Consider the following 24226-nt stretch of genomic DNA (forward strand, 5'->3'; position numbering starts at 1 on the left):
CAATACTAGTAATAACTAAAAAAGGAGAACATTCGATGAAATTAAGTCAGGTAAGAGACCTCCTCGATGCTGTTGTTTTATCTGGAGAGAGTCATCTGGAGGAAGAAGTTCACTCTGGTTTTGGCTGTGATCTGATGAGTGATGTGCTGTGTTTTGCCAGAGAGGATGCCATTCTGCTCACTGGTCTGGTCAACAAACAGGTGCTGAATACGGCTGATATGGCAAATATGAACAGCATTATTTTTGTGCGGGACAAAATGCCCAGTCAGGAAATGATTGACATGGCCAGAGAACGGAATCTCCTGGTTATGTCCACAAAATATATTCTTTTTGAATCTTGTGGCATTCTCTACACAAACGGTCTCAAGGGAGCCCATCTTAGATGAGCTACGAACTCGTCTTTGATGTGAAACGGGGAGATTTTGACACCGCCGGCGAAGCCTCCCGAAAAATTAAACGAACCCTCCAGCAGTTAGGGGTATCCAACAAGGTGATCCGCAAGGTCTCCATTGCTGGCTATGAGGGAGAAATGAATCTGGCGATCCATTCATCGGGCGGAAGAATTGTTTTGCAGGTAGGTGAAGAGGAACTGGTTCTGACGATCGAGGATGTCGGACCGGGGATTGCCAATATTGACCTGGCGATGACGGCGGGTTGGTCAACTGCTGGCGATGAAGTCCGGCAAATGGGTTTTGGCGCCGGAATGGGTTTGCCCAATATGAAAAATAATGCCGACAGTTTTGAAATCTCCTCCAAGATTGGAGAGGGGACAAAAATTGTCATGAAATTTTTGTCTAATCAGGAAGAAGGGGGGACATATGGAAAAATTACTGCATTCAGTATACCTTGATGAGGAAAAATGTCTGGGTTGCACGACCTGTCTGAGAAGCTGTCCCACTGGAGCCATCCGGGTTCGGGGGGGGAAGGCGACCATCAATGAGTCCAAATGCATTGACTGTGGTGAGTGTATTCGGATTTGTCCGCATCATGCCAAGCTGGCCAAAACCGATCCGCTTTCAAAAAAAGATAATTATCAATATACCGTGGCGATGGTGGCGCCCGCCATCATTGGTCAGTTTAAACCGAAATATTCAATTAGCCAGATTCTTTCGGCCGTAAAAGCCCTGGGCTTTGATGAGGTGGTGGAAGTGGCTTATGGTGCTGAAATTGTCGGCCAGGCCCTGAAGTATGAGTATCATGCCAAACGATATCCCAGACCGCTGATTTCTTCAGCCTGTCCGGCGGTTGTCAAGCTGATTCAGGTGCGCTTTCCTGAACTCACTGACAATATCTGCCGCTTGAAGTCTCCCATGGCGATAACCGCCAGACTGATCAGAAAGCGAATCAGGGAAGAAGGCATCCATAAAAATAGCGACGTCGGCGTTTTTTTTATTACCCCCTGCGCTGCCAAAGCCACCATGGTCAATAACCCGGCGGCCAGTGAGTACGATAAATATGACCTAATCGATGGTGCCATTGCCATTAAGGACATTTATAGTGATATCGCCCGGCTTATCGGCAAGTGCCCGCATCAGGAAGGCCTGCATAATACCACCCCAGAATCCTGTACCTGGGCTTTGTCTGGTGGTGAAAGTGACTACCTTAAAAATAAAAATGTTCTCCATGTCGATGGAATTCAAAATGTTATTAATGTTCTGGAAGAAATTGAATGCGGTAAACTCGATACCATCGAGTTTTTTGAAGGACTAGCCTGTATCGGCGGCTGCGTTGGCGGTTGTTTGACGGTGGAAAATAATTATGTGGCTAAAATGTACATTCAGGATCGGGCCAAAACCATGAAACAAACCTCCATTATCCACATGTCCGATGAATACGTGCGAAGTGTTTATAATTCCGGGATGATGCACATCAAAGAGCGAATTCTGCCGAGAAGTCCGGAACCTCTGGATCAGGATATCAATCGCGCCATCGAAAAAATGAAGCAAATCGAAATACTCGAAAGTAAACTCCCCGGTCTGGACTGTGGTTCCTGTGGCGCTCCGGGCTGTCGGGCTCTGGCAGAAGATATTGTCGCTGGAAAAGCCAAAGAAATCGATTGTGTATTTGTCTTAAAAGATCGGGTCCGGGATCTCTCAGTTTTAACCAATGAACTGTTGCAGGTCGAACATCCCACCGAAAAACCATTGATCAAAAAAGAAGAAATGTAGCTATAAAGGCATTGCAAAATGAAAATACGAACAAAGATTGCTTTGGGTGCAGTTTCCACATACAATTTTGTAACGTGTAGGCGAACAGTGTAAAAATTTGCGAAGGCAACGAGCCAATCACAAGCTTGCTTGTAGTTGGCGACTGCCCGCGACAAAGAAGAAATTCGCCTAGCGATTTCTTCTGGTGTATTGTGCAAACTGGACTCAAAGCTCACGGCAGTATTGCAGTTACCCAATTTAGTCATATTAAAGGAGAAAAGGAATGAAGGTTAGTGCGTTATTAGAAAACAAAGAATTCAAGTGTCTTAATCCTCAGGTAGGGATTGAGGGGGTCATTAAAAGTGGCTATGTCGGTGACCTGCTCAGTTGGGTTATGGCCAATGCCGGTCATGGCTGTGCCTGGGTAACCATCCAGACGCATGTCAATATTATTGCCGTGGCATCGCTGCTGGAGATGAGTTGCGTGATTATTCCCGAAGGGGCTGAAGTTGAAGAAAGTACCCTGGAACGGGCCATCATCGAGGATATCCCGATTATTATTACCGGTCTTAATGCTTTTGAAGTCTGTAAAATTTTAGGAAACGCTGGCATATAAAATGGAAAAGGTAGCCATTGATCTGCACATCCACTCGGCATTATCCCCCTGTGGTGAAGCGGAGATGACCCCCAACAACATTGTCAATATGGCCCTGATTAAAGAACTGGATTTTATTGCCGTCACGGATCACAACACCGCCAAAAATTTACCAGCGGTTATGGCTGTGGCTAAAGAATTGGCCAAAGAAACCGGAACAGGCCTTTGCATTCTGCCGGGTATTGAAGTGACAACCAAAGAAGAAGCCCATGTTCTGGCCTATCTGCCAACCCTGGAGGCGGCCATGAAACTGGATGCCATTGTTTATGACCATCTTCCGGATGTGAAAAATGAAAAAGCGCTGTTCGGCCCCCAAACGATCATGGATGCTGAGGATAATATTATTGGCGAAGTCGATAAATTGTTGATTTCAGCAACTGATATTGGGGTCAATCAGCTCTGGGATCTTGTTACGGACCTGGGCGGGGTGCTGGTACCAGCCCACATCGACCGAAAATCCTATAGTTTAATTTCATCGCTGGGATTTATTCCCCTGGAATTGGCAGTAAAGACCTGCGAAGTGTCAAAAAAAGAAACCTTTGAAAATGTCCGGAAAAACTTCCGTTTTTTTAAAGACTATCAGTTCATTCACGGTTCTGATGCCCATCAATTGGAAGACATGGCCGAGCGGGAATATTTTCTGGAACTACCGGATATGCAAAGGCAGACGCTGATTAACTATCTGGGATCGATTGTTTAAGTCGTACCGACACGTGTTCGATCATGTTGTGACTGAGCGGTCAGACTCTGCGTATCGGAGCGAACAACAGATGAATAAGTGGTTTATACGGTAGTTAGCTGTGAACTTTACAGGTGTTTTTCGAAGCGCCTGTTTTTTTGTGCAAAATTATTACACTTATTTTGAAAAAAAAATAAATGGGTAGAATTTTTACTTCAAAAAACAAAAAAGTTAAAGGTTTTCATAAAAATCCGGGCCAAAAAGAGTGAAAAATTTATCTGTTATAAATATAACGAAATATTTCGTTCTGTGTTATAATGACTTCGTTAGAAAATATGCAATCACAAGCGTAAAGGTTTGCATGATTTAATTAGGAGGTTTGAAAATTGGCTGAATTAATACCAGTTGAAAATTTGGACGTAGTAAAGGCAATAGTCGCCGAGCACAGAGAAGTACCAGGTTGTTTAATGCAGATTCTGCAGGAAACCCAGGAAAAATACGGCTACTTACCACTTGAACTACAGGGAACCATCGCAGATGAGTTAGGAATTCCTCTGACTGAAGTCTACGGTGTGGCAACATTTTATTCACAATTTACACTTAAACCAAAAGGAAAATTCAAAATTGGTATCTGCTTAGGAACCGCTTGCTATGTAAGAGGCGCACAACCAATTATTGACAAGGTTAACAGCATTTTAGGAACACAGGTTGGTGATACAACTGAAGATGGAAAATGGTCAGTTGACGCAACCCGATGTGTTGGTGCCTGTGGTTTGGCTCCAGTAATGATGATTAACGAAGAAGTATTTGGACGTTTAACCGTAGATGAAATTCCAGCGATCCTTGAAAAATTTTAATTAGCTGTTATGAAAGAGTTGTCCCTTCACATTTTGGATATTACCCAAAATTCCATTAGAGCCCAGGCAAAGCTTGTGAAACTGCTGATTATTGAGTCCACGGCAAATAATGAACTCACCATTGTTATCACTGATGATGGGTGTGGCATACCGGCTGATCGGCTTGAGAATATCACAGATCCGTTTGTAACGACCCGAACAACCAGAAAGGTTGGTCTGGGTTTATCTCTATTTAAAGCAGCAGCGGAAGCATGCGGCGGATACTTTGAGATAAGCTCGACCCTTGGTGTTGGCACAAAGGTGATTGGAAGCTTTATGCGAGACCATATTGATCGTGTCCCGCTGGGGAATATGGCCGATACGGTACTCACCATGGTAATGTCTTTTGGAGAGACAGATCTTATTTATCAACACGACTTCAATAACCAACTATTTGTTTTTAATACACGAGAAATTAAAGACACTCTGGAAGTAGAATCGTTAAACGAACCAGCTATACTAAACTGGATTCGGGAATTCGTTTCAGAAGGTCTTGAAGAAATTATGGAGGAATAAATTTATGGCAAAGTCCTTAGCAGAACTAAAAGCGATTCGTGAAAAAAAATTGAACGAAATCAATTTAAGACACGGCAAGAATGGATATCGCGTCGTAGTAGGAATGGCAACCTGTGGTATCGCAGCAGGCGCTCGACCCGTTATGGTTAAACTGATGGAAGAAGTAGATGCAAAAGGTTTGGTCGATGTTACTGTTGCCCAAACAGGTTGTATCGGATCATGTCGATTAGAACCAATTGTTGAAGTTTATGATGCTAACAATGAAAAAGTAACCTATGTGCATATGACACCGGAAAAGGTTGCTAAAGTTGTAGATCAACACTTGGCTCAAGGCAAAGTTGTCGATGAATACACCATGACTGTGGTTGATGGTAAAGTCATTGATCCAACGGTTAAGGGTTAATTGAGGAGGAGAAGAGCAGATGGCATATAAACGTTCGCAGGTACTGATTTGTGGTGGTACAGGATGTACATCCTCAGGATCCATGACATTAGTAAAAGAATTAAAAAAAGAATTAGTCAAACACGATATCCTGGATGAAGTAGAAGTTGTTGCAACCGGTTGTTTTGGTTTGTGTGAACTGGGACCAGTTGTTATTGTATACCCAGAAGGAACATTCTACAGCCGAGTTGAAGCTGCTGATATTCCTGAACTGGTTGAAGAACACCTGGTCAAAGGTCGTCCATTGGATCGTTTGATCTACACCGAAAAAGGTGATGGTCATCACCCACTGTCAATCAATGAACTGGGCTTCTTCAAAACCCAAAAACGTATTGCTTTGGCAAACTGTGGTGTTATCAATCCTGAAAATATTGATGAATATATCGCATTTGATGGTTACCTGGCGCTGGAAAAAGTGCTGTTAACCATGACACCAGTCGATGTAATTAACGAAGTTAAAGCGTCCGGTCTTCGTGGTCGTGGGGGCGGAGGATTCCCAACTGGTCTTAAATGGCAGTTTGCTCACGATGCTGTATCCGAAGATGGCGTAAAATTTGTAGCATGTAACGCCGATGAAGGAGACCCTGGTGCATTCATGGATCGATCTGTACTTGAAGGTGATCCGCATGCACTGATCGAAGCCATGGCGATTGCCGGTTTTGCTGTAGGTGCTTCTAAAGGTTATGTTTATGTTCGAGCTGAATATCCAATCGCTGTTAACCGTCTGCAGATCGCTATTGATCAGGCCAAAGAATATGGTTTGCTGGGAGAAAATATCTTTGATACCGATTTCTCCTTCGACCTGGAAATTCGTTTAGGCGCCGGCGCATTTGTCTGTGGTGAAGAAACAGCACTTATGAACTCAATCGAAGGTAAACGTGGTGAACCGCGTCCACGTCCGCCATTCCCAGCTAACAAAGGTTTGTTTGGTAAACCAACCGTATTAAATAACGTAGAAACTTATGCGAATATTCCAGCGATTATCTTAAAAGGCGCAGAATGGTTTGCATCAGTAGGAACCGAAAAATCTAAAGGAACAAAAGTATTCGCACTTGGTGGAAAAATCAACAACACCGGTCTGCTTGAAATTCCAATGGGTACAACCCTCCGAGAAATCGTCTTTGATATCGGTGGTGGGATTCCCAATGGTAAAGCGTTCAAAGCTGCCCAAACTGGTGGACCATCAGGCGGATGTATTCCAGCTTCTTTATTAGATACAGAAATCGACTATGATAACCTGATTGCCATCGGCTCCATGATGGGTTCTGGTGGACTCATCGTAATGGACGAAGACAACTGTATGGTTGACGTTGCCCGTTTCTTCCTTGACTTTACTCAGGACGAATCCTGTGGTAAGTGTCCTCCTTGCCGTATTGGTACCAAAAGAATGCTTGAAATTCTGGAACGAATCTGCGATGGTAAAGGGATTGAAGGCGATATCGAACGGTTGGAAGAACTGGCTGTCGGTATCAAAGCTTCAGCACTTTGTGGATTGGGACAAACTGCTCCAAACCCAGTTCTGTCTACCATCCGTTATTTCCGTGATGAATACGAAGCACATATCAATGATAAAAAATGTCCCGCTGGCGTATGTAAACATCTGTTAGACTTCACAATCAATCCTGATACCTGTAAAGGTTGCGGAATCTGTGCGAAGAAATGTCCAGCCGATGCGATCACCGGTGAAAAGAAAAAACCATATACCATCGATACAGCAAAATGTATTAAATGTGGTGCCTGTATTGAAGCCTGTCCATTTGGCTCCATTTCCAAGGGTTGATTTAGGAGGTCACAAAAACAATGAAAGATGTAACATTTAAAATAAACGGTCAGGAAATGACTGTTCCCGAAGGAACAACCATTTTAGAAGCAGCCAGAATGAGCAATATCGATATCCCAACACTTTGTTACCTGAAAGATGTTAACGAAATTGGGGCTTGTCGTATGTGTCTGGTTGAAATCGCTGGAGCACGAGCACTGCAAGCAGCGTGTGTTTACCCAGTTGCCAACGGCATCGAAGTACTTACCAACTCCCCAGCCGTTCGAAAAGCACGACGCGTAAACCTTGAGTTAATTCTGTCAAACCACAATCGTGAATGTACCACCTGTATTCGTAGCGAAAACTGTGAACTGCAGACACTGGCCACCGACCTGGGTGTTTCTGAAATTCCTTTCGAAGGCGAAAAATCAGGTAAACTGATTGACGATTTATCAACAGCTGTTGTCCGTGACGAAAGCAAATGTATTCTTTGTAAGCGATGTGTATCCGTTTGTACCAACGTCCAAAGCGTTGCCGTACTTGGCACCGTTGGTCGAGGCTTTACCTCACAGGTACAACCAGTATTTGACAAATCTTTAGCTGAAGTTGGTTGCATCAACTGTGGACAATGTATCATCAACTGTCCAGTTGGCGCATTAAAAGAAAAATCAAATATCCAACAAGTTTGGGATGCCATTGCTGATCCTACCAAAACTGTTATCGTTCAAACCGCTCCAGCTGTTCGTGCTGGTTTAGGTGAAGACTTTGGCTACCCAATGGGAACATCAGTAACCGGTAAAATGGCAGCTGCATTACGAAGACTGGGCTTTGACAAAGTATTCGATACCGATTTTGGTGCTGACGTATGTATCATGGAAGAAGGAACAGAACTGATTGGACGTGTGACCAACGGTGGTGTTCTACCAATGATCACATCCTGTTCACCAGGTTGGATTAAATTTATCGAAACCTATTATCCAGAAGCGATTCCACATCTGTCCAGCTGTAAATCACCACAAAATATCACCGGTGCTTTACTCAAAAACCACTATGCGCAAGCTAATGGAATTGATCCTAAAGATATGGTTGTTGTTTCAATCATGCCTTGTACTGCTAAAAAATATGAAGTACAACGAGAAGAATTATGTACTGACGGTAATGCCGATGTTGATATCTCCATCACCACTCGGGAACTGGCACGTATGATCAAAGAAGCTCGCATCCTGTTTGACAAATTACCAGATGAAGACTTTGATGATTACTATGGTGAATCCACAGGGGCTGCTGTTATCTTCGGCGCTACCGGTGGTGTTATGGAAGCGGCTGTCAGAACAGTTGCCGACGTACTGAACAAAAAAGACATTCAGGAAATTGAATATCATGTTGTTCGTGGTACCGATGGTATCAAACAAGCCAGTGTTGATGTAACCCCAGACCTGAAAGTCAACCTGTTAGTAGCTCATGGTGGATCAAACATTCGTGAGGTCATGGAAATGCTTAAAGCTGGTAAATTGGCTGATACCCACTTCATCGAGCTGATGGCTTGCCCAGGCGGCTGTGTCAACGGTGGTGGACAACCCATCGTATCTGCTAAAGATAAAATGGACGTCGACATTCGTGTTGAACGAGCAAAAGCTCTGTATGACGAAGATGCCAATGTATTAACCTACCGAAAATCTCACCAGAATCCTTCTGTCATCCGACTGTACGAAGAATACCTGGAAGAGCCAAACAGCCACAAAGCGCACCATATTTTACATACAAAATACTCAGCTAAACCAAAATTGGTTTAATTGCAGTTCGATAAACGAAAAACTCCTTAAACGAAAAAAAGGCCCAATAATGGGTCTTTTTTTGTGTTATAATAAACCGATAGAGTATCGAACAAAAGTAAGCACAGGGGGACGGTTTTTCTTGTGTCAACAATTCGATTAAGAACAATCGGACACAAAAGAACCGTCCCCCTGTGCGGAAAAACAAAACAGGAGCAAAGCATGGAAAGCATTAAGGGTACGGTGGAGCACATCGTTTTTAGAAACAGCAGCAACGGTTATACCGTCGCCCATTTTGATATCGAAGGCGATCTGGTCACCGTTGTCGGGAATTTTGACGAACTGAATCATGGCGAATACTTAAAACTCACTGGTTACTGGACTGAACATAAAAATTACGGTGATCAGTTTACTATGGAAACCTATACCATGGAAATTCCCACCTCCACCGAAGGCATTACCCGCTATCTGTCGTCGGGTATTCTGCCCGGCATTGGCGAAAAAACCGCCAAAGCGATTGTTGCCCGATTTGGTGAAGAAACCCTGGAGATCCTGGACAATGATCCCCAGCGGTTGTCCGAAATAAAAGGCATTGGCAAGAAAACTCTGGCTGCCATCAAAGAAGTCTACCACGAACAACGGGAAGTCCGTCAGATTATGATTCAAATTCAGGACTACGGCATCTCGGCCAACTGGGCAATGAAGCTTTACAAAACCTATAAGTTTGACACCATTTCGGTGCTGCTTGATAACCCCTACCAGATGATCGATGATATTCGGGGGATTGGTTTTAAAATTGCCGACCAGATTGCCAACCATCTCGGTTTTGAAGCCAACAGCCCCGGTCGGATTCTGGCCGGCATCAACTATTCACTGGGGGAATGCTACAACCGGGGCAACACCTATATGACTGAAACCGAGCTGATAGAGACCAGTTCTCGAATCCTTGGTGTCGCTGAAGACGAGATCAATGCACAATTAGGCGAACTGGTGCTGATGGGGCGCATCATTCAGGAGGAAATCGCCGACCAGCGGGTTTATTATCCCCGGAATCTATTTGAAGCTGAGGACAATGCAGCCCTGGCCATGGCCAGAATCAGTCAGATGACCTATAAAATAGCGAATGTCAACATTACGGCCAAAATCAGAAACTACGAGCAGGATATGTCGATCACGCTGGATGATAAGCAGCGGGAAGCCATTGCCGCCGCCATGGATAATGGGGTTATTGTCATTACTGGCGGACCCGGTACCGGTAAAACAACCATTATCAACGGGATAGTGCGAATTTTTAAAGATCTGGGTCTTAAAACCGTGCTGGCCGCCCCCACCGGCCGGGCGGCCAAGCGGATTACCGAAACCACCGGTAACGAAGCCAAAACCATCCACCGGCTGCTGGAATATGAATACAGTCAGGATGATGACTTTCCCAGTTTCAGCAAGGATGAAAGTAACCCCCTTGATGTCGATGCCATTATCGTTGATGAATCCTCGATGATTGATATTCTCCTGATGGACAGTTTGCTGATGGCCATCCAGCCGGGCACCCGGCTGATCATGGTTGGCGATGCCGACCAGCTGCCCTCGGTGGGGCCGGGAAATGTTTTAAAAGATATCATTGAAAGCGGGGCGGTCAAGGTATTAAGCCTTGACCGGATCTACCGCCAGTCGGAAGAAAGTATGATCTCGGTCAATGCCTACGAGATTAACCATGGGCGGATTCCGGATGTCAATAATGAGTCGGATTTTTTGTTTCTAAACAAAAACGACAGTGATAAACTGCTCCGGGATATTCTCGAACTGGTCACCAATCGATTGCCGATGGCCAAAGGTTTTGACAGCATCAGTGACATCCAGGTGATCTCACCGATGAAAAACGGTAAGGTCGGTGTTATCAATCTTAACCGGGAGCTCCAGGCGGTGCTCAATCCGCCCCGGGAGAACCGGGTGCAGCGGGAATTCGGAATGGTGATTTACCGGGAAGGGGATAAGGTCATGCAGATCAAAAACAACTACCGGATCAAGTGGGAAGACACCCTGTCGCTGGAACAGGGCGAAGGGATTTATAATGGTGATATTGGAATTCTGGAAAGCATCAGTAACCGGGAAAAATCCTTTGCCATTCTGTTTAATGACGGCAAGCGGGTCACCTATGACTTTGACCAGATGGACGAAATCACCCACGCCTACGCTATGACCGTCCATAAAAGTCAGGGCAGTGAGTTCCCGGTGGTGGTCATGCCGATCGTCGGCGGGCCGCCCCTCTTTTTAAATCGTAAACTGCTCTATACGGCCGTCACCCGAGCCAAAAAGCTGTTGATTTTGATGGGCAACCAGTACGTTTTCCGGCAAATGATCAAATCCGGCGAATCCCAGGATCGCCAGACCGCCCTCCGGGATCGCATCGTCACCTATATCAAACACCCGCTGGTGTAAATAAGACAGGGCGTGACTTGAGGACGATACGGATGTCAGCCCGATAGGGATGAAAGCCGTCGCGTCCCCATGTCATGCCCGGGCCGGGTAGTCTGATATAATCAGAATCAAAGGTAAAATGTCCCCATGAATGCGAAAAGAGGTAACCATGGACCTGAAACAAACCCTCCTGACCTTTCTTGAGAACAACCTTTTTCTCAAAAATGGCACCTGCCCCATCTGCGGCCGGGTACTTTTTATTACCGACCGGTTTTTGTGCCATCAATGTGAGGATGATCTTCCGGTCATCAGCAATCCGACCTGCAGTCAGTGTGGTCGACCAATTTTTCGTCACCAGCGAAAGGAGTGCAGCCCCTGTGCCAAACTCAATCTGCCTTTTGCCGGTGGTTATGCCCATCTAAGTTATGAGGACTCCGCTAAAAGATTGGTGCAGGCCATTAAATTTAAAGATCGGCCCCATTTGGGCATTTGGATGGGTACCCACATGGGGGCTGCCATTGCCCAATCCCAATGGGTTAACCGTGTGGATCTGATTATTCCGGTGCCCCTGCATCCCAACCGTATGGCCGAGCGGGGCTATAACCAGAGTGAAAAGATTGCCCGGGGTATTTATGACGGTTTAGCTAAAAAAAATTCAAATGCTCCGGAATTGGCCCCGGAAGTCCTGATCCGCAGCCGGGATACGCCTCATCAGCTTGGCCAGGGCCGGGAAGAGCGGCTCCACAATCTGACCGGGGCATTCACTGTCGAACAGATTAATACCATCCAGAATAAAACCATTCTGCTGGTGGATGATGTCCTCACCACCGGGGCGACCCTGGCCGAAACCAGTGCCACCCTTCTGGAAGCTGGTGCCGCCCAGGTTTATATCGCAACCCTTTGCGCCGTTGCCGAGTAGCCCAGATAAAAGATTCTTAAAAAGACCCGCAAAGGGCCTTTTTTTGTGGCGAAGCCACGTAAATAATGGTATGATGGATTAATAGAAGCAAAAAAGTAGGATAAGCACTGGGGGACGGTTTTTCTTGTGCTTTCCTAATTACTTGATAAAAAGTGCACAAAAGAACCGTCCTCCTGTGCGATAAATCGAAGCATCAAGAGGTAGGAATAATTATATGAATAATACCATCAAAAAACTGCAAGCCATCATGGCGATCGAAAATATAAAAGAAAATGAACCGATGAAAAACCATACATCCTTTAAGGTTGGGGGCCCAGCCGACCTTTTTTTAATGCCTCAGACCCAAACAGAACTGCAACAGATACTAAAAATCTGCAAAGAATCGGATAAACCCTTTTATATTATGGGGAACGGCAGCAACCTGATTGTCCGTGATAAGGGGTATCGTGGCATCATCGTTAATACCAAGGCCCTCAATCGGGTGGAAGTTCAGGGAACAACTCTGATTGCCGAACCGGGGATCAGCCTTAAAGATCTGGCCAATATTGCGTTGAAAGAAAACCTCACCGGTCTGGAATTTGCTTCCGGCATTCCCGGCAGTCTGGGCGGTGCCGTCACCATGAATGCTGGTGCCTACGACGGCGAAATGAAGGCAGTGATTAAAAGCATTACGGTGATTAAAGAAGATGGTACCGAAAAAACCATTCCTGCCGAACAGTGCCAGTTTGGTTACCGATCCAGTATCCTGCAACAGCACGGCTGGATTCTGATTCGTGTCGAGCTGGGTCTAAAACACGGCGACTGCCAGGCCATCGAAGCAAAAATGCTTAACTTAAACACCCAAAGACAGACCAAGCAACCGCTGGAATACCCCAGCGCTGGCAGCACCTTCCGCCGACCGGAAGGCTATTATGCCGGTAAACTGGTGCAGGATGCCGGTTTTAAAGGCTATGCCATCGGCGGGGCTCAGGTCTCCGAAAAACATAGCGGCTTTGTGATCAATAAAGGCGGCGCCACCGCTGCTGATATTCTAAACCTCATCGGTGCGATTCAGTCAGCCGTTAAAGAAAAATTTGACGTCGACCTGAAAACCGAAGTCATCGTCATCGGAAACGACTAGTCTCGGATGAGAAAAGGGGACGTTACGCCTGTCAGCCCAGCGGGATGAAAGGCGAAATGTCCCATTGTCGCATCCGGGCAACGCAGTATAATCGAAGTAATAAAACATAATAATATATGTAAGGAAATCCCATGAAAATAACCCATGATATGCACACCCATACAACCTACAGCCATGGTAAAAATACCATTGCCGAAATGGTGGCCCAGGCCCGTAAAATTGGCCTTACGGCCATCACCATTTCCGACCATGGCCGCAGCCATCCGCTGTTTGGGGTGCGCAAAAAGAATTTCGCCAAAATGCGGGCCGAGATTGATGCGCTTAATCAAAAATACGATGATATCGATATCTACCTCTCGGTCGAATCCAACATCACTGGTGCCAACGGCGACCTTGACATTAAAGAGGAAGAAAAAAATATTGCGACTGGATTTCGGCCGGGTACCACTACGGCTATATCCCGGCCAGTATCAAAGATATCTTTGTTTTTGCCCTGCCCAACTATGCGGCCCGGGTATTGCCTTTTTTAAGAAACACCGTGGTTAACATGAATACCCGAACCTATATCAAAATGATGGAACGCTACGACATCAAGCTGATTACCCATCCCGGCGACAAAATGCCCATCAATATCGAAGCGGTGGCCAAAGAAGCCGCCGAACATGGCGTCATTCTGGAAATCAACCCCAGACACAATCATTTAAATGCCGAAGAAATAAAAATCGCCATGAAATACCCAGTCAGCTTTGCCATCAACAGTGACGCCCATAGCATTGCTGCTCTGGGGGATATGCGGGACACCCCAGCGGTTGTCAAAGCCGCTGGCATTCCCATCACCCGGATCGTCAACATCACCGACTAGGTAGGATGTGACTTGGGGACGTTACGCCTGTCAGCCCAGCGGGATGACAGGCGAAATGTCCCCATGTCATGCCCGGGCTACGCTGTAGGGATGACGTACGAAATGTCCCCATGTCATGCCCGGGAGTCACAGTAATTCAAAAAAAGGAGTAACCCATGAAAATCATTATCATCACTGGCATGTCTGGTGCCGGAAAATCCCAGGCCATTCAAATCCTCGAAGATCTGGGTTATTTCTGTGTTGATAACATTCCCCCGCAACTGATTGTGACCTTCATCAATCTCTGTCAGCAATCGGCCACCGAAATTGAAAAAATAGCCCTGGTCACCGATGTCCGGGGCGATATTTTCCTGGACGGAAAAGATACCCCCCTGGCTGAGTACAAGGCTACCCGGGATGATCTGACCCTGATCTTTTTAGATGCCCGGGACGAGGTACTGGTATCCCGCTATCAGGAAACTCGGCGTAATCATCCCCTGACCCATTTTGCCAGTAACCTCATCGAAGCGATCCGGGCGGAACGAAAAAGCCTGGAGCATTTTAGAGAAATCGCCGATGAAGTCATCGACACCTCGGACATCAAGGTCAGAGAGCTAAAAGAACAGCTGACAAAGCTGGTTAAATTGGATCGGGATCAGTCCAAACCCAAGGTAAAAATTTATTCCTTCGGTTTTAAATATGCCAGTCCCATGGGGGCCGATTTTGTCTTTGATGTCCGCTTTCTGCCCAATCCCTTTTATAAACAGGAGCTTAGGAATTTGACTGGCGAAGATCAACCGGTGCGAGACTATGTCATGTCGTTTCGGGAAGCGGAGGTTTTTTATCAGAAATTGTGGGATTTGATTGAATTTGTCATTCCCCAGTTTGCCAAGGTTTCCAAAAATACGGTTGAAATTGCCATCGGCTGTACCGGCGACCAGCACCGCTCGGTCACCTTTGCCTGCCTGTTAAGCCAGGCTCTCAAAGAAAAAGGCTACGAAACCACCCTCAAACACCGGGACATCAAAAGAAACCGCCTCGACCACTAGGGTATGACTTGGGGACTGGTAGGATGAGAAAAGGGGATGTTACGCCTGTCAGCCCATCGGGATGAAAGGCGAAATGTTTCATTGTCTCATCCGAGCAGTGTTGTCGTTCATAAAGACGTTGCGTCCCCATGTCATGCTGGCCGAACAGTCAGTTGCACCATCTCGTAGGGGCGATCCGTGATCGCCCGCATACCTGAGCAACGATGTAAAGACAAACAAAAAAGGATGTGATTTCATGGATATGAAAGAATACATAAGGGAGTTTACCTTGAAAGATATTGTCAAAGTAAGAAACCCCAAAGTTGTGGCCATCGGCGGCGGCACTGGTTTATCGGTGATCCTCCGGGGCTTAAAAAAATATACCGATAATCTCACCGCCATTGTCACGGTTGGTGATGATGGTGGCGGCTCCGGAAAACTCCGGGAAGAACTGGGTATTCTTCCGCCTGGCGACATCCGCAGCTGCATTCTGGCTTTGGCCGATGACGAAAACGTCATGCAGGAGCTGTTTAATTATCGTTTCCCCGGTGGCCCGATGGCGGGACAAAGCTTCGGAAATCTGTTTTTGGCAGCGATGAACGGCATCAGCCATGATTTTTACGATGCCGTCCGGCGAACCTCCGACGTGCTGCAGATCAAAGGAGCGGTTCTGCCGGTTACCCTCTCCCAGATGGTGCTGATGGCAACCCTCAAAAATGGTCAGATCATTGAAGGGGAATCAGCCATCCCCGGGGCGGCACTGGAACAAAACAGCCCCATCACCCAGATCTTTCTAAAACAGGAGGATACCGCCCCCCTCCCGGAAACCATCGAGGCCATCAGAAATGCCGACATGATTGTTATTGGTCCTGGCAGTTTGTATACCAGCGTCATTCCCAATCTGCTGATAAGGGATGTCGCCAGAGCGATTTTTGATAGTCGGGCCAGGCGTTTCTACATCTGTAACATTATGACGCAGCCTGGTGAAACCGATGGGTATACCCAGGAAGACCACATCCGAGCCATTGAAGCTCACCTCGATCAGGCCGAAGGCCGATTGTTTGACTATGTGGTCGCCAACACCGGCAATCTACCCAAGAGTATTGAAGAAAAATACCAAAAATGCGCTGCCAATGTGGTCGAAATCATCTCCCCCCTGGAACAGTATGAGTATATTCTAGACGATTATGTCATCATGGAAAACGGTTTTGTCCGTCATGATGCCGACCTCCTGGCCCGTCGCATTTTTGAAACCTATATAAAATAAGGTAAGTACAAAAGAATCGTCCCCCTGTGCGAGAAAGGAGCCGCCATGACATTTTCAGCCATTTTAAAAAAAGATCTTTCCAAGCTTCCCTACGGCTCAATAGCCTGTCAGCGGGCCGAACTGTCCGGCATGATTGGCGCAGTGGGAACCATTCACATCGAGCAATCCGGCGCCATGACCATCAGTATCAAAACCGAAAATCCTGCGGTGGCGGCCCGCTGCTATCAGCTGATTAAATCCCTGTATCAGATTAAACCAAAAATCAAGATCGAAAAAACCCGTAAATTCAAAGAACACCGGGCCTACCGGGTGGTGGTTGATCAACCATGGACGGCAAAAATAATTTTGGAAGACTGTCAGATTTTAAGTTACAATGCCAATGGCCAGGCGTTTTTTGCCAATCAGGTACCGGAGCCGTTTATCAAGCAGCAAAATCAGACAAAAGCCTACATCCGAGGGGTCTTTTTAGGGTGCGGTTCGATATCCAACCCCGAAAAAACCTATCATCTGGAATTGGTGGGTAAAAAAACGACCATCACGAAAAAATCCGACCGCAGTCCAGTGGTTGCTGGTGAGCAATGTGCCTATCTGCAGAGCATTAAAACGATTCTCGATGGGTACGAGATCAAGTCCAACCTGATCCATCGCAAAGCCCATTGGGTGCTCTACCTCAAAGAAGGGAGCAGTGTGGCCGATTTTCTCAGCGTCATCGGAGCCCATCGTGGCCTGCTGGAAATGGAAAACATCCGGATTGTCAAAGAAATGCGCAATGACGTGAATCGTCAGGTCAATTGTGAAACCGCCAATCTCAATAAAACCATTGCCGCCGCCTACGATCAGGTTGCCGATATTATGCTGATCAAAGAGCAGTTTGGCTTAAAAAATCTGCCCAAAAATCTCTACGACATTGCCGAACTGCGGCTTAACTACCCCGATGCCAGTATCAAAGAGCTGGGTGAACGCCTGGACCCCCCCGTCGGCAAGTCCGGGGTCTATCACCGCCTCAAAAAACTCAACCAGATCGCCGCCGACCTCAAACAGCGCTAGAGCATGACTTGGAAACGTTCGCCTGTGATAGGGCGTGAAAAGGGGACGTTACGCCTGTCAGCCCATCGGGATGAAAGGCGAAATGTCCCCTTGTCATGCCCGAGCCACGCATCAGGGATGACGTACGAAATGTCCCCCTTGTCATGCCCGGGCCGCGCGCTGTAAATGCGATAAGTTAGACGTCCCCATGCCGAACCATCCTTCACAGGATGGTTTTTTTATGTCATTTTTTCCTAGAAACTGCCATTTAAGGAGTGTACCACTAGTTAAAGAAAGGAGGACAAGCGATGAAATGAAAACAATTCTAGAATCCCTGCCCACGGTGTGTGGGGTGATCGGGTCGGTACTCGGTTTTCTTTTAGGCGGCTTCGACGGGTATTTGTACACCCTGCTGGGCTTTATCCTGATTGACTATTTAACCGGTCTGGCCCTGGCAGCAACCCGTCGGCAGGTATCCAGCCAAATTGGTTTTAATGGAATTCTCAAAAAAATGATGATCGTTGTCATTGTCGCCATGGGTCACCTGTTAGATCAGAACCTGCTCGGCGGCGGTGCGACACTCCGCACAGCGATGATTTTTTTCTATCTGGCCAATGAAGGCATCAGTATCACCGAAAATCTGGCCGCCCTGGGCTTTCCGATTCCCGCCAGCCTCAAAAAAGTTCTGGCCCAGTTGTCCGAGGAAGAATGAGTAGGGTATGACTTGGGGACGTTACGCCTGTCAGCCCAGCGGGATGAAAGGCAAAATGTCCCCATGTCATGCCCGAGCTACGCTGTAGCGATGACAAACAAAAAGTCCCCATGTCTCCCCATGTCTCAAAAAAATTAAAACGAATAGGAGAATATCTATGTGTATCAACAACGAACAATTAACCCCCCATTTTAACCGTCAAGAGTTTAAATGCTGCTGTGAAGGCCGTTACTGTGATGGCTTTCCGTCAGAAATGAACGGTGAACTGGTGGGCCGGCTGGAAGCCGTCCGGATGATGCTGGAAAACCCGATTATCATCACCTCCGGGGTGCGCTGCCCGGTTCGTAATGAAGAAGTCGGGGGGATTCCCCATTCCCGGCATCTCTTTGGCGATGCTGCTGACTGCTATGCTCCGGGGCTCTCAGTTCATGCTCTGGCCGCCGCTGCCATCGCCGCCGGGCTTGGCGTGATCATTTACGAAGATGAGGGTTTTTGCCATCTGGAAATTTAACCAGCATTTATAGGGTATGACTTGGGGACGTTACGGATGTCAACCCGATCGGGATGACGTACGAAATGTCTCCATGTCATACCCGAGCCACGCTGTAGTGATGACAAACAAAATGTCCCATATCCAAATACTTAAAAAAAGATGGCACCTTTTTCCAGTTCATTCCATTTATAAGTATAACCGATGAAAGGAGGTACACAAAATGCCAGTAACTACTGATTTTATCAGCAATAAGCTCCAGGTTCGTTCGAACCATGGGGTGGTCGACGGGAAAGAAGTGATTAAGTCAAAAACTTATTCCAATCTGAAAGAAACCGCCGTTGATGATGATATTTACGCTGTGGCTGAGGCACTTGCCAGCTTGCAGGTTCCCACCATGGAAGAAGTACTCAAAATCGAAACCACCCTACTGATTCCCGGGGTGTAACCCCCACATAATATGAAGAAAGGAGGTAAAATATGGCCGATATTAAAGCAACCATGGTTTTTGCCCGTGCCGATGGCAAAAACGCAACCATTTCTGTTACAGATGCCGATCCGGCAGTAACGCCTGCTGAAATCAATGCAGCAATGGATCAGATCCTGACCCGAAATGTGTTTGCACCAGACAATATTGCCCTGGTGAAAAAGGTCAGCGGTAAACTGATCAGTACCACCACCCAGGACTTTGAAATGACCGTGTAGCAAAAGGCGGGGGAAACCCCGCCCCCAATTAATAGGATATGAAAAGGGGACGTTTGATGGGGCGAGTCGAGGGGACGTTACGCCTATGATAGGGTATGACTTGGGGACATTACGGATGTCAGCCCGATAGGGATGACGTACGAAATGTCCCCATGTCATGCCCGAGCATTGCAGTAAAAAACGGCCCCATGCCCATAAAAAAACATTTGTTCGCAAAACCATTGAAATAACAAACCGATTCATGTATAATAAGAAAAGAACTGATGTTCTATTTAATTGAAAGAGGTGACAAGATGAAAAATAATGAAATGATTCGTTTGGTAAAGGGCGCCCGGCAACGGGATACCCAGTGCCAGTTGGCTTTAATTGAGGGATTTAAGCCCTTGATGCTCTCAATGATCAGACGTTATGTGTACGAAGTGGACGCTGTTGACGACTACCTCAGCGAAGCCGCCATCGTTTTGCTCAATGCCGTAGAAACCTATAATGAAGACCGGGGCGTGCCCTTTTCCGGCTATCTCAAAAAAGAGTTGTTCTATTATTTTGTCAATGTGGCCAAAAGCCATAAAAATTGCACCTCTTTGGATTTTTCACCCGGTGATGACGAAAATCTTTCCCTGCTGGAGGTTCTGCCCGATCCCGCCGATATTGAAGGTGACTATGTACGGGCGCAAGACCTTTTGGCCTTACGGCAGTATCTGCCCTGCTTAAGGGAACGGCAGCGCTGGATTATTGAAGAACACTATGGCAAAAACCGCAGCTTCCGGGAAATCGCCGCCGCCCTGGGGGTTAGTGCCAACAGCCTGGTCAAACTCCACCGCCGGGCCATTGCTGATCTGCGTACCCATTTCGGCCTCAACCTGATCAACTGACAGGGCGTGACTTGGGGACGTTACGCCTGTCAGCCCAGCGGGATGAAAGGCGTAATGTCCCCATGTCATGCCCGGGCATCGCTGAAAATAAAATGTCCCCATGTCATGCTCGAGCCACGCAGCAGCGATGACAAACGAAACGTCCCCATGTCACAAAAAAGACCACTCGCACGAGTGGTCTTTTGCTTTAGTACAGGCTGTTCTTTAAGTTATTAATCTCAATTTTGAGTTTGTCGGAGATTTCATTGAGCATCGACAGTTTTTCGTTGATCTCAACCATGGCGGCCTGATGCTCGCCGATGATTTTATAGGATTTGGCCGCCTGCGATTCCACCGAATTCATGCTGACCACAATGCTGTCCAGAATACTTTCGATCTTCTTGGCTGAATCCACACTCATGACCGCCAGTTTACGAACCTCATCGGCAACCACATTAAAGCCCCGGCCAAATTCCCCGGCCCGGGTAGCTTCAATGGCTGCATTAAGGCCAAGCAGGTTGGTCTGAGTCGCCACATCCCGGATAAACTTAAGAATCGAGTCGGTTTCCTTGACCTTATTTTTGGAAATAGTGGAAGATTCCAGCAGTTCGTCAGAGGCTTTTATCAAGGCTTCAATCTGAACTGAGAAGTTATTGACCACGTCGGTAACCGCCCGGATATTTTCAAACATATTTTCCGAAATATGCTGGAAGTTCTCGGTTTCATGAACCAGCAGACGGTTATGATGGCCCATTTTGGAAATGGAGTTGGCAAAAACATACAGCATATCCGCTGCGGCATTGATTTTATCCCGGGGGACAATCGTAATTTTTCTTAGGGCGGCGATATACTCATCCTCATCGACCCCGATCTCCCGGGCGATTTTTCTAAACTTGTCCTCATCCGGTGGCGCATCAAGTACCTGTCCACCAAGAATGGCCCCGATCTGCACCCCATCTACGACAATTGGCGCCGCAAAATCCACCAGTCCGGCATGACAGGAGTAAACCGCCGGTTTACCAGTGGTACCCGCTTTTTTACCACCATTGACATCACAGGAAATACAGCGTTTGTTGCCTTCGGCCGAGCCCCGGGTGTATTTCATGCAAAAATCGGTAAAGTTACTGGGCTCGGTAATCGACCCCTTGACATTATCAACAGAAATGCTGGCCATCCCCAGAGCCTTGGCAAAACTATCCTGAAACTGCTGCAAGACGTGTAAATCAATGAGCTCATCGACAGTGTAGCTTAATTTCTTCTCCATTTTAAAACTCCTTCATAAAAAATTATCCCTAAGACATCATTTGTGTAATACTGATATCGTGTGCATAAGAAAATGTATTAATACTTATATTCCCATAATAGATACATTCTATCATGTCATTATAAAAAAGTCACCTATAAACCTTAACCCCCCGGAGATAAAAATTCACCCACCAGCTGGTAGGGCGTGAAAAGGGGACGTTACGGATGTCAGCCCGATAGGGATGACGTACGAAATGTCCCATTGTCATGACCGGGAGCCGCTGTAAATGTAAAATAAGAAATGTCCCATTGTCACATCCGGGAATCGCCGTAGCTTATGCGCTCCCTTGTGCCCAACCTTAATTAACCATAAAATTATAAATTTCTACCCGACCTATGCTATAATATAAAGAAGAGAACCGATCAATCAAAAAAATCCTGGCACATAATCTGCCACACCTTGCCTTTTTCTGATGTATCAACGATAATAGGCAGTATGTATAAGCATAGGGGATGACTTCCTCCTTGTGCGCCGAAAAAAAGTTAAAATTCCATGCAATAAAACGTTAGTTTAAAACGTTACTATAATGTTGGGGGTTATCCTGATGAAGCTTTTTCTTTCCATGATGGTATTAAACGACACCGTCAGTACAGAAAAACAAAAACTGAATATCGATGAAGCCATCTTCACCCGGATTGCCAATGATGATATGGCAGCTTTCGAAGAATTATACCGTCTGACGGAACGCACCGTCTACGCCTTTGTATTGTCAACCTTAAAAAACCATGACGATACCCTCGATGTGGTTCAGGACACCTACTTAAAGATTCGAGCCGCCCATCTCTATCAGCCCATGGGTAAACCGATGGCCTGGGTGTTTACCATCGCCCGGAATCTTTCAATCAGCAAAATCCGCAGCAAACAGAAAAACGACTGCATTGAAATGACCGATCTGGAAAATGATTTGAATTTTTCCTACGTTAGTGACCAGGAAGACCGCCTGGTAATTCAGACTGCGCTAAAAATACTAAGCAGCGAAGAAATCGAAATTATTTTATTACATGCCATTTCCGGCTTTACCCACCGGGAAATTGCCAAAAATCTGGATATGAAGCTTTCAACCGTCCTCTCTAAATATCATCGGGGACTGAAGAAGCTGAAGAAATATCTCATCGAACAGGAGGTGTTAAGATGAGCACCCACAAAAAACTAAATATAGAAGCCTCCCTTTCCCGCAGTATCAGCCAGGCTCCCGGCCTGGATTTTGATAAACTGGCCGCCATCCCGGTCATCAAAATGACTGGGCACGACACGATCACCCGGCAAACCCTGGCCCCGACTAAAGCCCGGAATACCAGTCAGCGGTATTTCAAGCCCATTTCCATGGCGGTAGCCGGTGCACTGGTCATGATTGTCTGTATCACCACCTGGTTTGGCGAGTTTAAATCGCCTGAGAGCATCATCGCCCTTGACGCCAATCAGAGCGTCGAGATCGTTACCAACAAGCACAAGCAGATTTTGTCGGTTAAAGCCTTTGATCAGGATGTCCAGGAGTTGCTTGATGAAGAGAACCTCAGCCAGTCCAATCTGGAAGACTCGGTGGGGGTCATCATCACTGCCATGATTAAAAACGGCTATCTGGATGAAACCAAAAGTGTGGTGATGATCACGGTCGAAAACCAGAATACCGCCAAAGCCGATGATCTGGCCGTCACCCTTAATCAGGTGATTAAAGACTCGGCCACTGCCGAAAACATCAGTGCCACCGTCGTCCGGCAAACCGTCACCCCGGATAGCCAGGCCGTCACCGAGGCCGAGCAGTACAGTGTCACCACCGGTAAGCTCAATGTGATGAAGGAATTAATCGCCGCTGACAGTACCCTGACCATGGAAAGTCTGGCGGGCATGTCGCTGGCCGATTTACTGGCCGTATCCAAGGAAAAGGCAGTCGATCTCACCAAGGTGATTGTTGTCGATGAACCGGAAAAAGAGACCAAGGAAGTCACCACCCCAGTAGTGGAAACCCCGGCGATTACCCCACCGGCCACCACCGAAACCAGTGTGGATACCAACGGTACCGGCAAGGTAACCAATACGCCAGATCCGGCCGTGGTTGCGACCCCGGAAACCCCGGTGGTTACCACCCCGGAACCCCAACCCACCACCGAACCGGTTGTCTCCCCACCGGATGAAAAAACACCGGAAGCAGTGGATGACGAGAAAACACCGCTAAGCGAAGAAAAAACGCCATTAAGCGAGGAGCAGACACCCTTAAGCGAAAACGATCCGATCAGCGAGCCGCCAACGAGTGAGTAGGGCGTGACTTGGGGACGTACCGCCTGTCAGCCCAGCGGGATGACAGGCGAAATGTCCCCATGTCATGCCCGGGCAGTGCAGCGTGTAGGGGCGTTTATTAATCGCCTGGTTCATGCCCATGCTTTTCAGCAAGTCGAAGATAAAAATAAAAAAAAATAAAATCCGGTGCAATAAAACCTCAATCCTGGGCGTTAACCAATTGTAGAGTCAAAAAGCGTTTATTTATTGAAGTTTGAAACCGGAAAGGAGCTGATCGCTGTTATTCTTGAGAAAGGAACCCTTGATTTAAAGTTTGGCAGTCGGTTTGGTCAAAAATTGAAAGTGATGGATACATTGTTTTTCTGAAATATCAGAATGTGTCAAAGATGTGAGCTAAACCCATTATTGTTTCGGTTTTGTAATGTAAAAATCACGAATTTTATTC

General features: G+C 46.8%; 27 protein-coding genes. 26 read left to right on the forward strand and 1 reads right to left on the reverse strand.

From position 1 onward, the window contains the following. Nucleotides 1–35 precede the first annotated feature (35 nt). The 23 genes from CHL1_RS04135 (at nucleotide 36) to CHL1_RS04245 (ending at nucleotide 20261) form a co-directional block, all read left to right on the forward strand. Nucleotides 36–386 carry a hypothetical protein gene (locus tag CHL1_RS04135; RefSeq protein WP_070370034.1) on the forward strand — a complete coding sequence of 117 codons (351 nt, stop codon included), beginning with the start codon at nucleotides 36–38 and terminating at the stop codon, nucleotides 384–386. Continuing rightward, entirely contained in the window at nucleotides 383–850 is a 468-nt protein-coding gene (locus tag CHL1_RS04140; RefSeq protein WP_250934802.1) for an ATP-binding protein, read from the forward strand. The genes CHL1_RS04135 and CHL1_RS04140 overlap by 4 nt, the downstream gene beginning before the upstream one ends. Continuing rightward, nucleotides 819–2168 (forward strand): [Fe-Fe] hydrogenase large subunit C-terminal domain-containing protein, encoded by a 1350-nt coding sequence (locus CHL1_RS04145; protein WP_070370036.1) that lies wholly within the window; start codon nucleotides 819–821, stop codon nucleotides 2166–2168. The genes CHL1_RS04140 and CHL1_RS04145 overlap by 32 nt, the downstream gene beginning before the upstream one ends. 262 nt (nucleotides 2169–2430) lie before the next feature. Next, nucleotides 2431–2763 (forward strand): AraC family transcriptional regulator, encoded by a 333-nt coding sequence (locus CHL1_RS04150; protein ID WP_070370037.1) that lies wholly within the window; start codon nucleotides 2431–2433, stop codon nucleotides 2761–2763. 1 nt (nucleotide 2764) lies between these two features. After that, the gene (locus tag CHL1_RS04155) at nucleotides 2765–3502 is read left to right on the forward strand and encodes a PHP domain-containing protein (RefSeq protein WP_070370038.1); all 738 of its coding nucleotides are present in this window, start codon (nucleotides 2765–2767) and stop codon (nucleotides 3500–3502) included. A 365-nt stretch (nucleotides 3503–3867) separates the two neighbouring features. Further along, the gene (locus CHL1_RS04160) at nucleotides 3868–4338 is read left to right on the forward strand and encodes an NADH-quinone oxidoreductase subunit NuoE family protein (RefSeq protein ID WP_070370039.1); all 471 of its coding nucleotides are present in this window, start codon (nucleotides 3868–3870) and stop codon (nucleotides 4336–4338) included. Nucleotides 4339–4347: 9 nt separating this feature from the next. Then, nucleotides 4348–4893, forward strand: coding sequence for an ATP-binding protein (locus tag CHL1_RS04165; RefSeq protein ID WP_276520473.1), 546 nt, complete (start codon nucleotides 4348–4350; stop codon nucleotides 4891–4893). 4 nt (nucleotides 4894–4897) lie between these two features. Further along, nucleotides 4898–5296, forward strand: coding sequence for a (2Fe-2S) ferredoxin domain-containing protein (locus CHL1_RS04170; RefSeq protein ID WP_228881509.1), 399 nt, complete (start codon nucleotides 4898–4900; stop codon nucleotides 5294–5296). Between the two features lie 19 nt (nucleotides 5297–5315). Further along, on the forward strand, nucleotides 5316–7115 hold the full coding sequence (gene nuoF / locus CHL1_RS04175) for an NADH-quinone oxidoreductase subunit NuoF (protein ID WP_070370042.1): 1800 nt from the start codon (nucleotides 5316–5318) through the stop codon (nucleotides 7113–7115). A 20-nt stretch (nucleotides 7116–7135) separates the two neighbouring features. Further along, entirely contained in the window at nucleotides 7136–8887 is a 1752-nt protein-coding gene (locus CHL1_RS04180) for an NADH-dependent [FeFe] hydrogenase, group A6 (protein ID WP_228881512.1), read from the forward strand. A 201-nt stretch (nucleotides 8888–9088) separates the two neighbouring features. Further along, nucleotides 9089–11302: an SF1B family DNA helicase RecD2 gene (gene recD2 / locus CHL1_RS04185; protein WP_250934805.1), complete on the forward strand. Its 2214-nt coding sequence runs from the start codon at nucleotides 9089–9091 to the stop codon at nucleotides 11300–11302. Between the two features lie 148 nt (nucleotides 11303–11450). Continuing rightward, nucleotides 11451–12200 (forward strand): ComF family protein, encoded by a 750-nt coding sequence (locus CHL1_RS04190; protein ID WP_250934806.1) that lies wholly within the window; start codon nucleotides 11451–11453, stop codon nucleotides 12198–12200. 214 nt (nucleotides 12201–12414) lie between these two features. Continuing rightward, nucleotides 12415–13320, forward strand: a complete 906-nt coding sequence (murB, locus tag CHL1_RS04195) for a UDP-N-acetylmuramate dehydrogenase (protein ID WP_070370046.1) — start codon at nucleotides 12415–12417, stop codon at nucleotides 13318–13320. Nucleotides 13321–13451: 131 nt separating this feature from the next. Next, entirely contained in the window at nucleotides 13452–13850 is a 399-nt protein-coding gene (locus tag CHL1_RS04200; protein ID WP_250934808.1) for a PHP domain-containing protein, read from the forward strand. Between the two features lie 17 nt (nucleotides 13851–13867). Further along, nucleotides 13868–14182, forward strand: a complete 315-nt coding sequence (locus CHL1_RS04205) for a PHP domain-containing protein (protein WP_250934810.1) — start codon at nucleotides 13868–13870, stop codon at nucleotides 14180–14182. Nucleotides 14183–14337: 155 nt separating this feature from the next. Then, nucleotides 14338–15210 (forward strand): RNase adapter RapZ, encoded by an 873-nt coding sequence (gene rapZ / locus CHL1_RS04210; RefSeq protein ID WP_250934812.1) that lies wholly within the window; start codon nucleotides 14338–14340, stop codon nucleotides 15208–15210. Between the two features lie 235 nt (nucleotides 15211–15445). Next, entirely contained in the window at nucleotides 15446–16456 is a 1011-nt protein-coding gene (locus tag CHL1_RS04215; protein ID WP_250934814.1) for a gluconeogenesis factor YvcK family protein, read from the forward strand. 45 nt (nucleotides 16457–16501) lie between these two features. Continuing rightward, nucleotides 16502–17503, forward strand: coding sequence for a DNA-binding protein WhiA (whiA, locus tag CHL1_RS04220; protein WP_250934815.1), 1002 nt, complete (start codon nucleotides 16502–16504; stop codon nucleotides 17501–17503). Nucleotides 17504–17795: 292 nt separating this feature from the next. Next, nucleotides 17796–18194 carry a phage holin family protein gene (locus tag CHL1_RS04225; RefSeq protein WP_250934817.1) on the forward strand — a complete coding sequence of 133 codons (399 nt, stop codon included), beginning with the start codon at nucleotides 17796–17798 and terminating at the stop codon, nucleotides 18192–18194. 157 nt (nucleotides 18195–18351) lie between these two features. Continuing rightward, nucleotides 18352–18705 carry a D-Ala-D-Ala carboxypeptidase family metallohydrolase gene (locus CHL1_RS04230; protein ID WP_250934819.1) on the forward strand — a complete coding sequence of 118 codons (354 nt, stop codon included), beginning with the start codon at nucleotides 18352–18354 and terminating at the stop codon, nucleotides 18703–18705. Between the two features lie 202 nt (nucleotides 18706–18907). Further along, nucleotides 18908–19132, forward strand: a complete 225-nt coding sequence (locus CHL1_RS04235) for a DUF1659 domain-containing protein (RefSeq protein WP_070372874.1) — start codon at nucleotides 18908–18910, stop codon at nucleotides 19130–19132. A gap of 32 nt (nucleotides 19133–19164) precedes the next feature. Continuing rightward, nucleotides 19165–19389, forward strand: a complete 225-nt coding sequence (locus CHL1_RS04240) for a DUF2922 domain-containing protein (protein WP_250934821.1) — start codon at nucleotides 19165–19167, stop codon at nucleotides 19387–19389. A gap of 293 nt (nucleotides 19390–19682) precedes the next feature. Beyond that, nucleotides 19683–20261 carry an RNA polymerase sigma factor gene (locus CHL1_RS04245; RefSeq protein ID WP_250934822.1) on the forward strand — a complete coding sequence of 193 codons (579 nt, stop codon included), beginning with the start codon at nucleotides 19683–19685 and terminating at the stop codon, nucleotides 20259–20261. A gap of 187 nt (nucleotides 20262–20448) precedes the next feature. Here the strand turns inward: CHL1_RS04245 and CHL1_RS04250 are convergent, their stop codons facing one another. After that, entirely contained in the window at nucleotides 20449–21504 is a 1056-nt protein-coding gene (locus CHL1_RS04250) for a PocR ligand-binding domain-containing protein (RefSeq protein ID WP_070372872.1), read from the reverse strand. Between the two features lie 586 nt (nucleotides 21505–22090). Here CHL1_RS04250 and CHL1_RS04255 point away from each other — a divergent pair. Genes CHL1_RS04255 through CHL1_RS04265 form a run of 3 tightly spaced genes read left to right on the forward strand, consistent with a single transcriptional unit; the run spans nucleotide 22091 to nucleotide 23961 of the window. Continuing rightward, the gene (locus CHL1_RS04255) at nucleotides 22091–22681 is read left to right on the forward strand and encodes an RNA polymerase sigma factor (RefSeq protein ID WP_250934824.1); all 591 of its coding nucleotides are present in this window, start codon (nucleotides 22091–22093) and stop codon (nucleotides 22679–22681) included. After that, complete coding sequence (locus CHL1_RS04260) at nucleotides 22678–23802, forward strand: anti-sigma-I factor RsgI family protein (RefSeq protein WP_250934834.1); 1125 nt, start codon at nucleotides 22678–22680, stop codon at nucleotides 23800–23802. The genes CHL1_RS04255 and CHL1_RS04260 overlap by 4 nt, the downstream gene beginning before the upstream one ends. A 3-nt stretch (nucleotides 23803–23805) precedes the next feature. Then, complete coding sequence (locus CHL1_RS04265) at nucleotides 23806–23961, forward strand: hypothetical protein (RefSeq protein ID WP_175440990.1); 156 nt, start codon at nucleotides 23806–23808, stop codon at nucleotides 23959–23961. The last annotated feature ends 265 nt before the right edge of the window (nucleotides 23962–24226 follow it).

It is taken from the genome of Acetobacterium wieringae (assembly GCF_023700225.1).
In the GTDB taxonomy this organism is placed as follows: Bacteria; Bacillota; Clostridia; order Eubacteriales; family Eubacteriaceae; genus Acetobacterium; species Acetobacterium wieringae.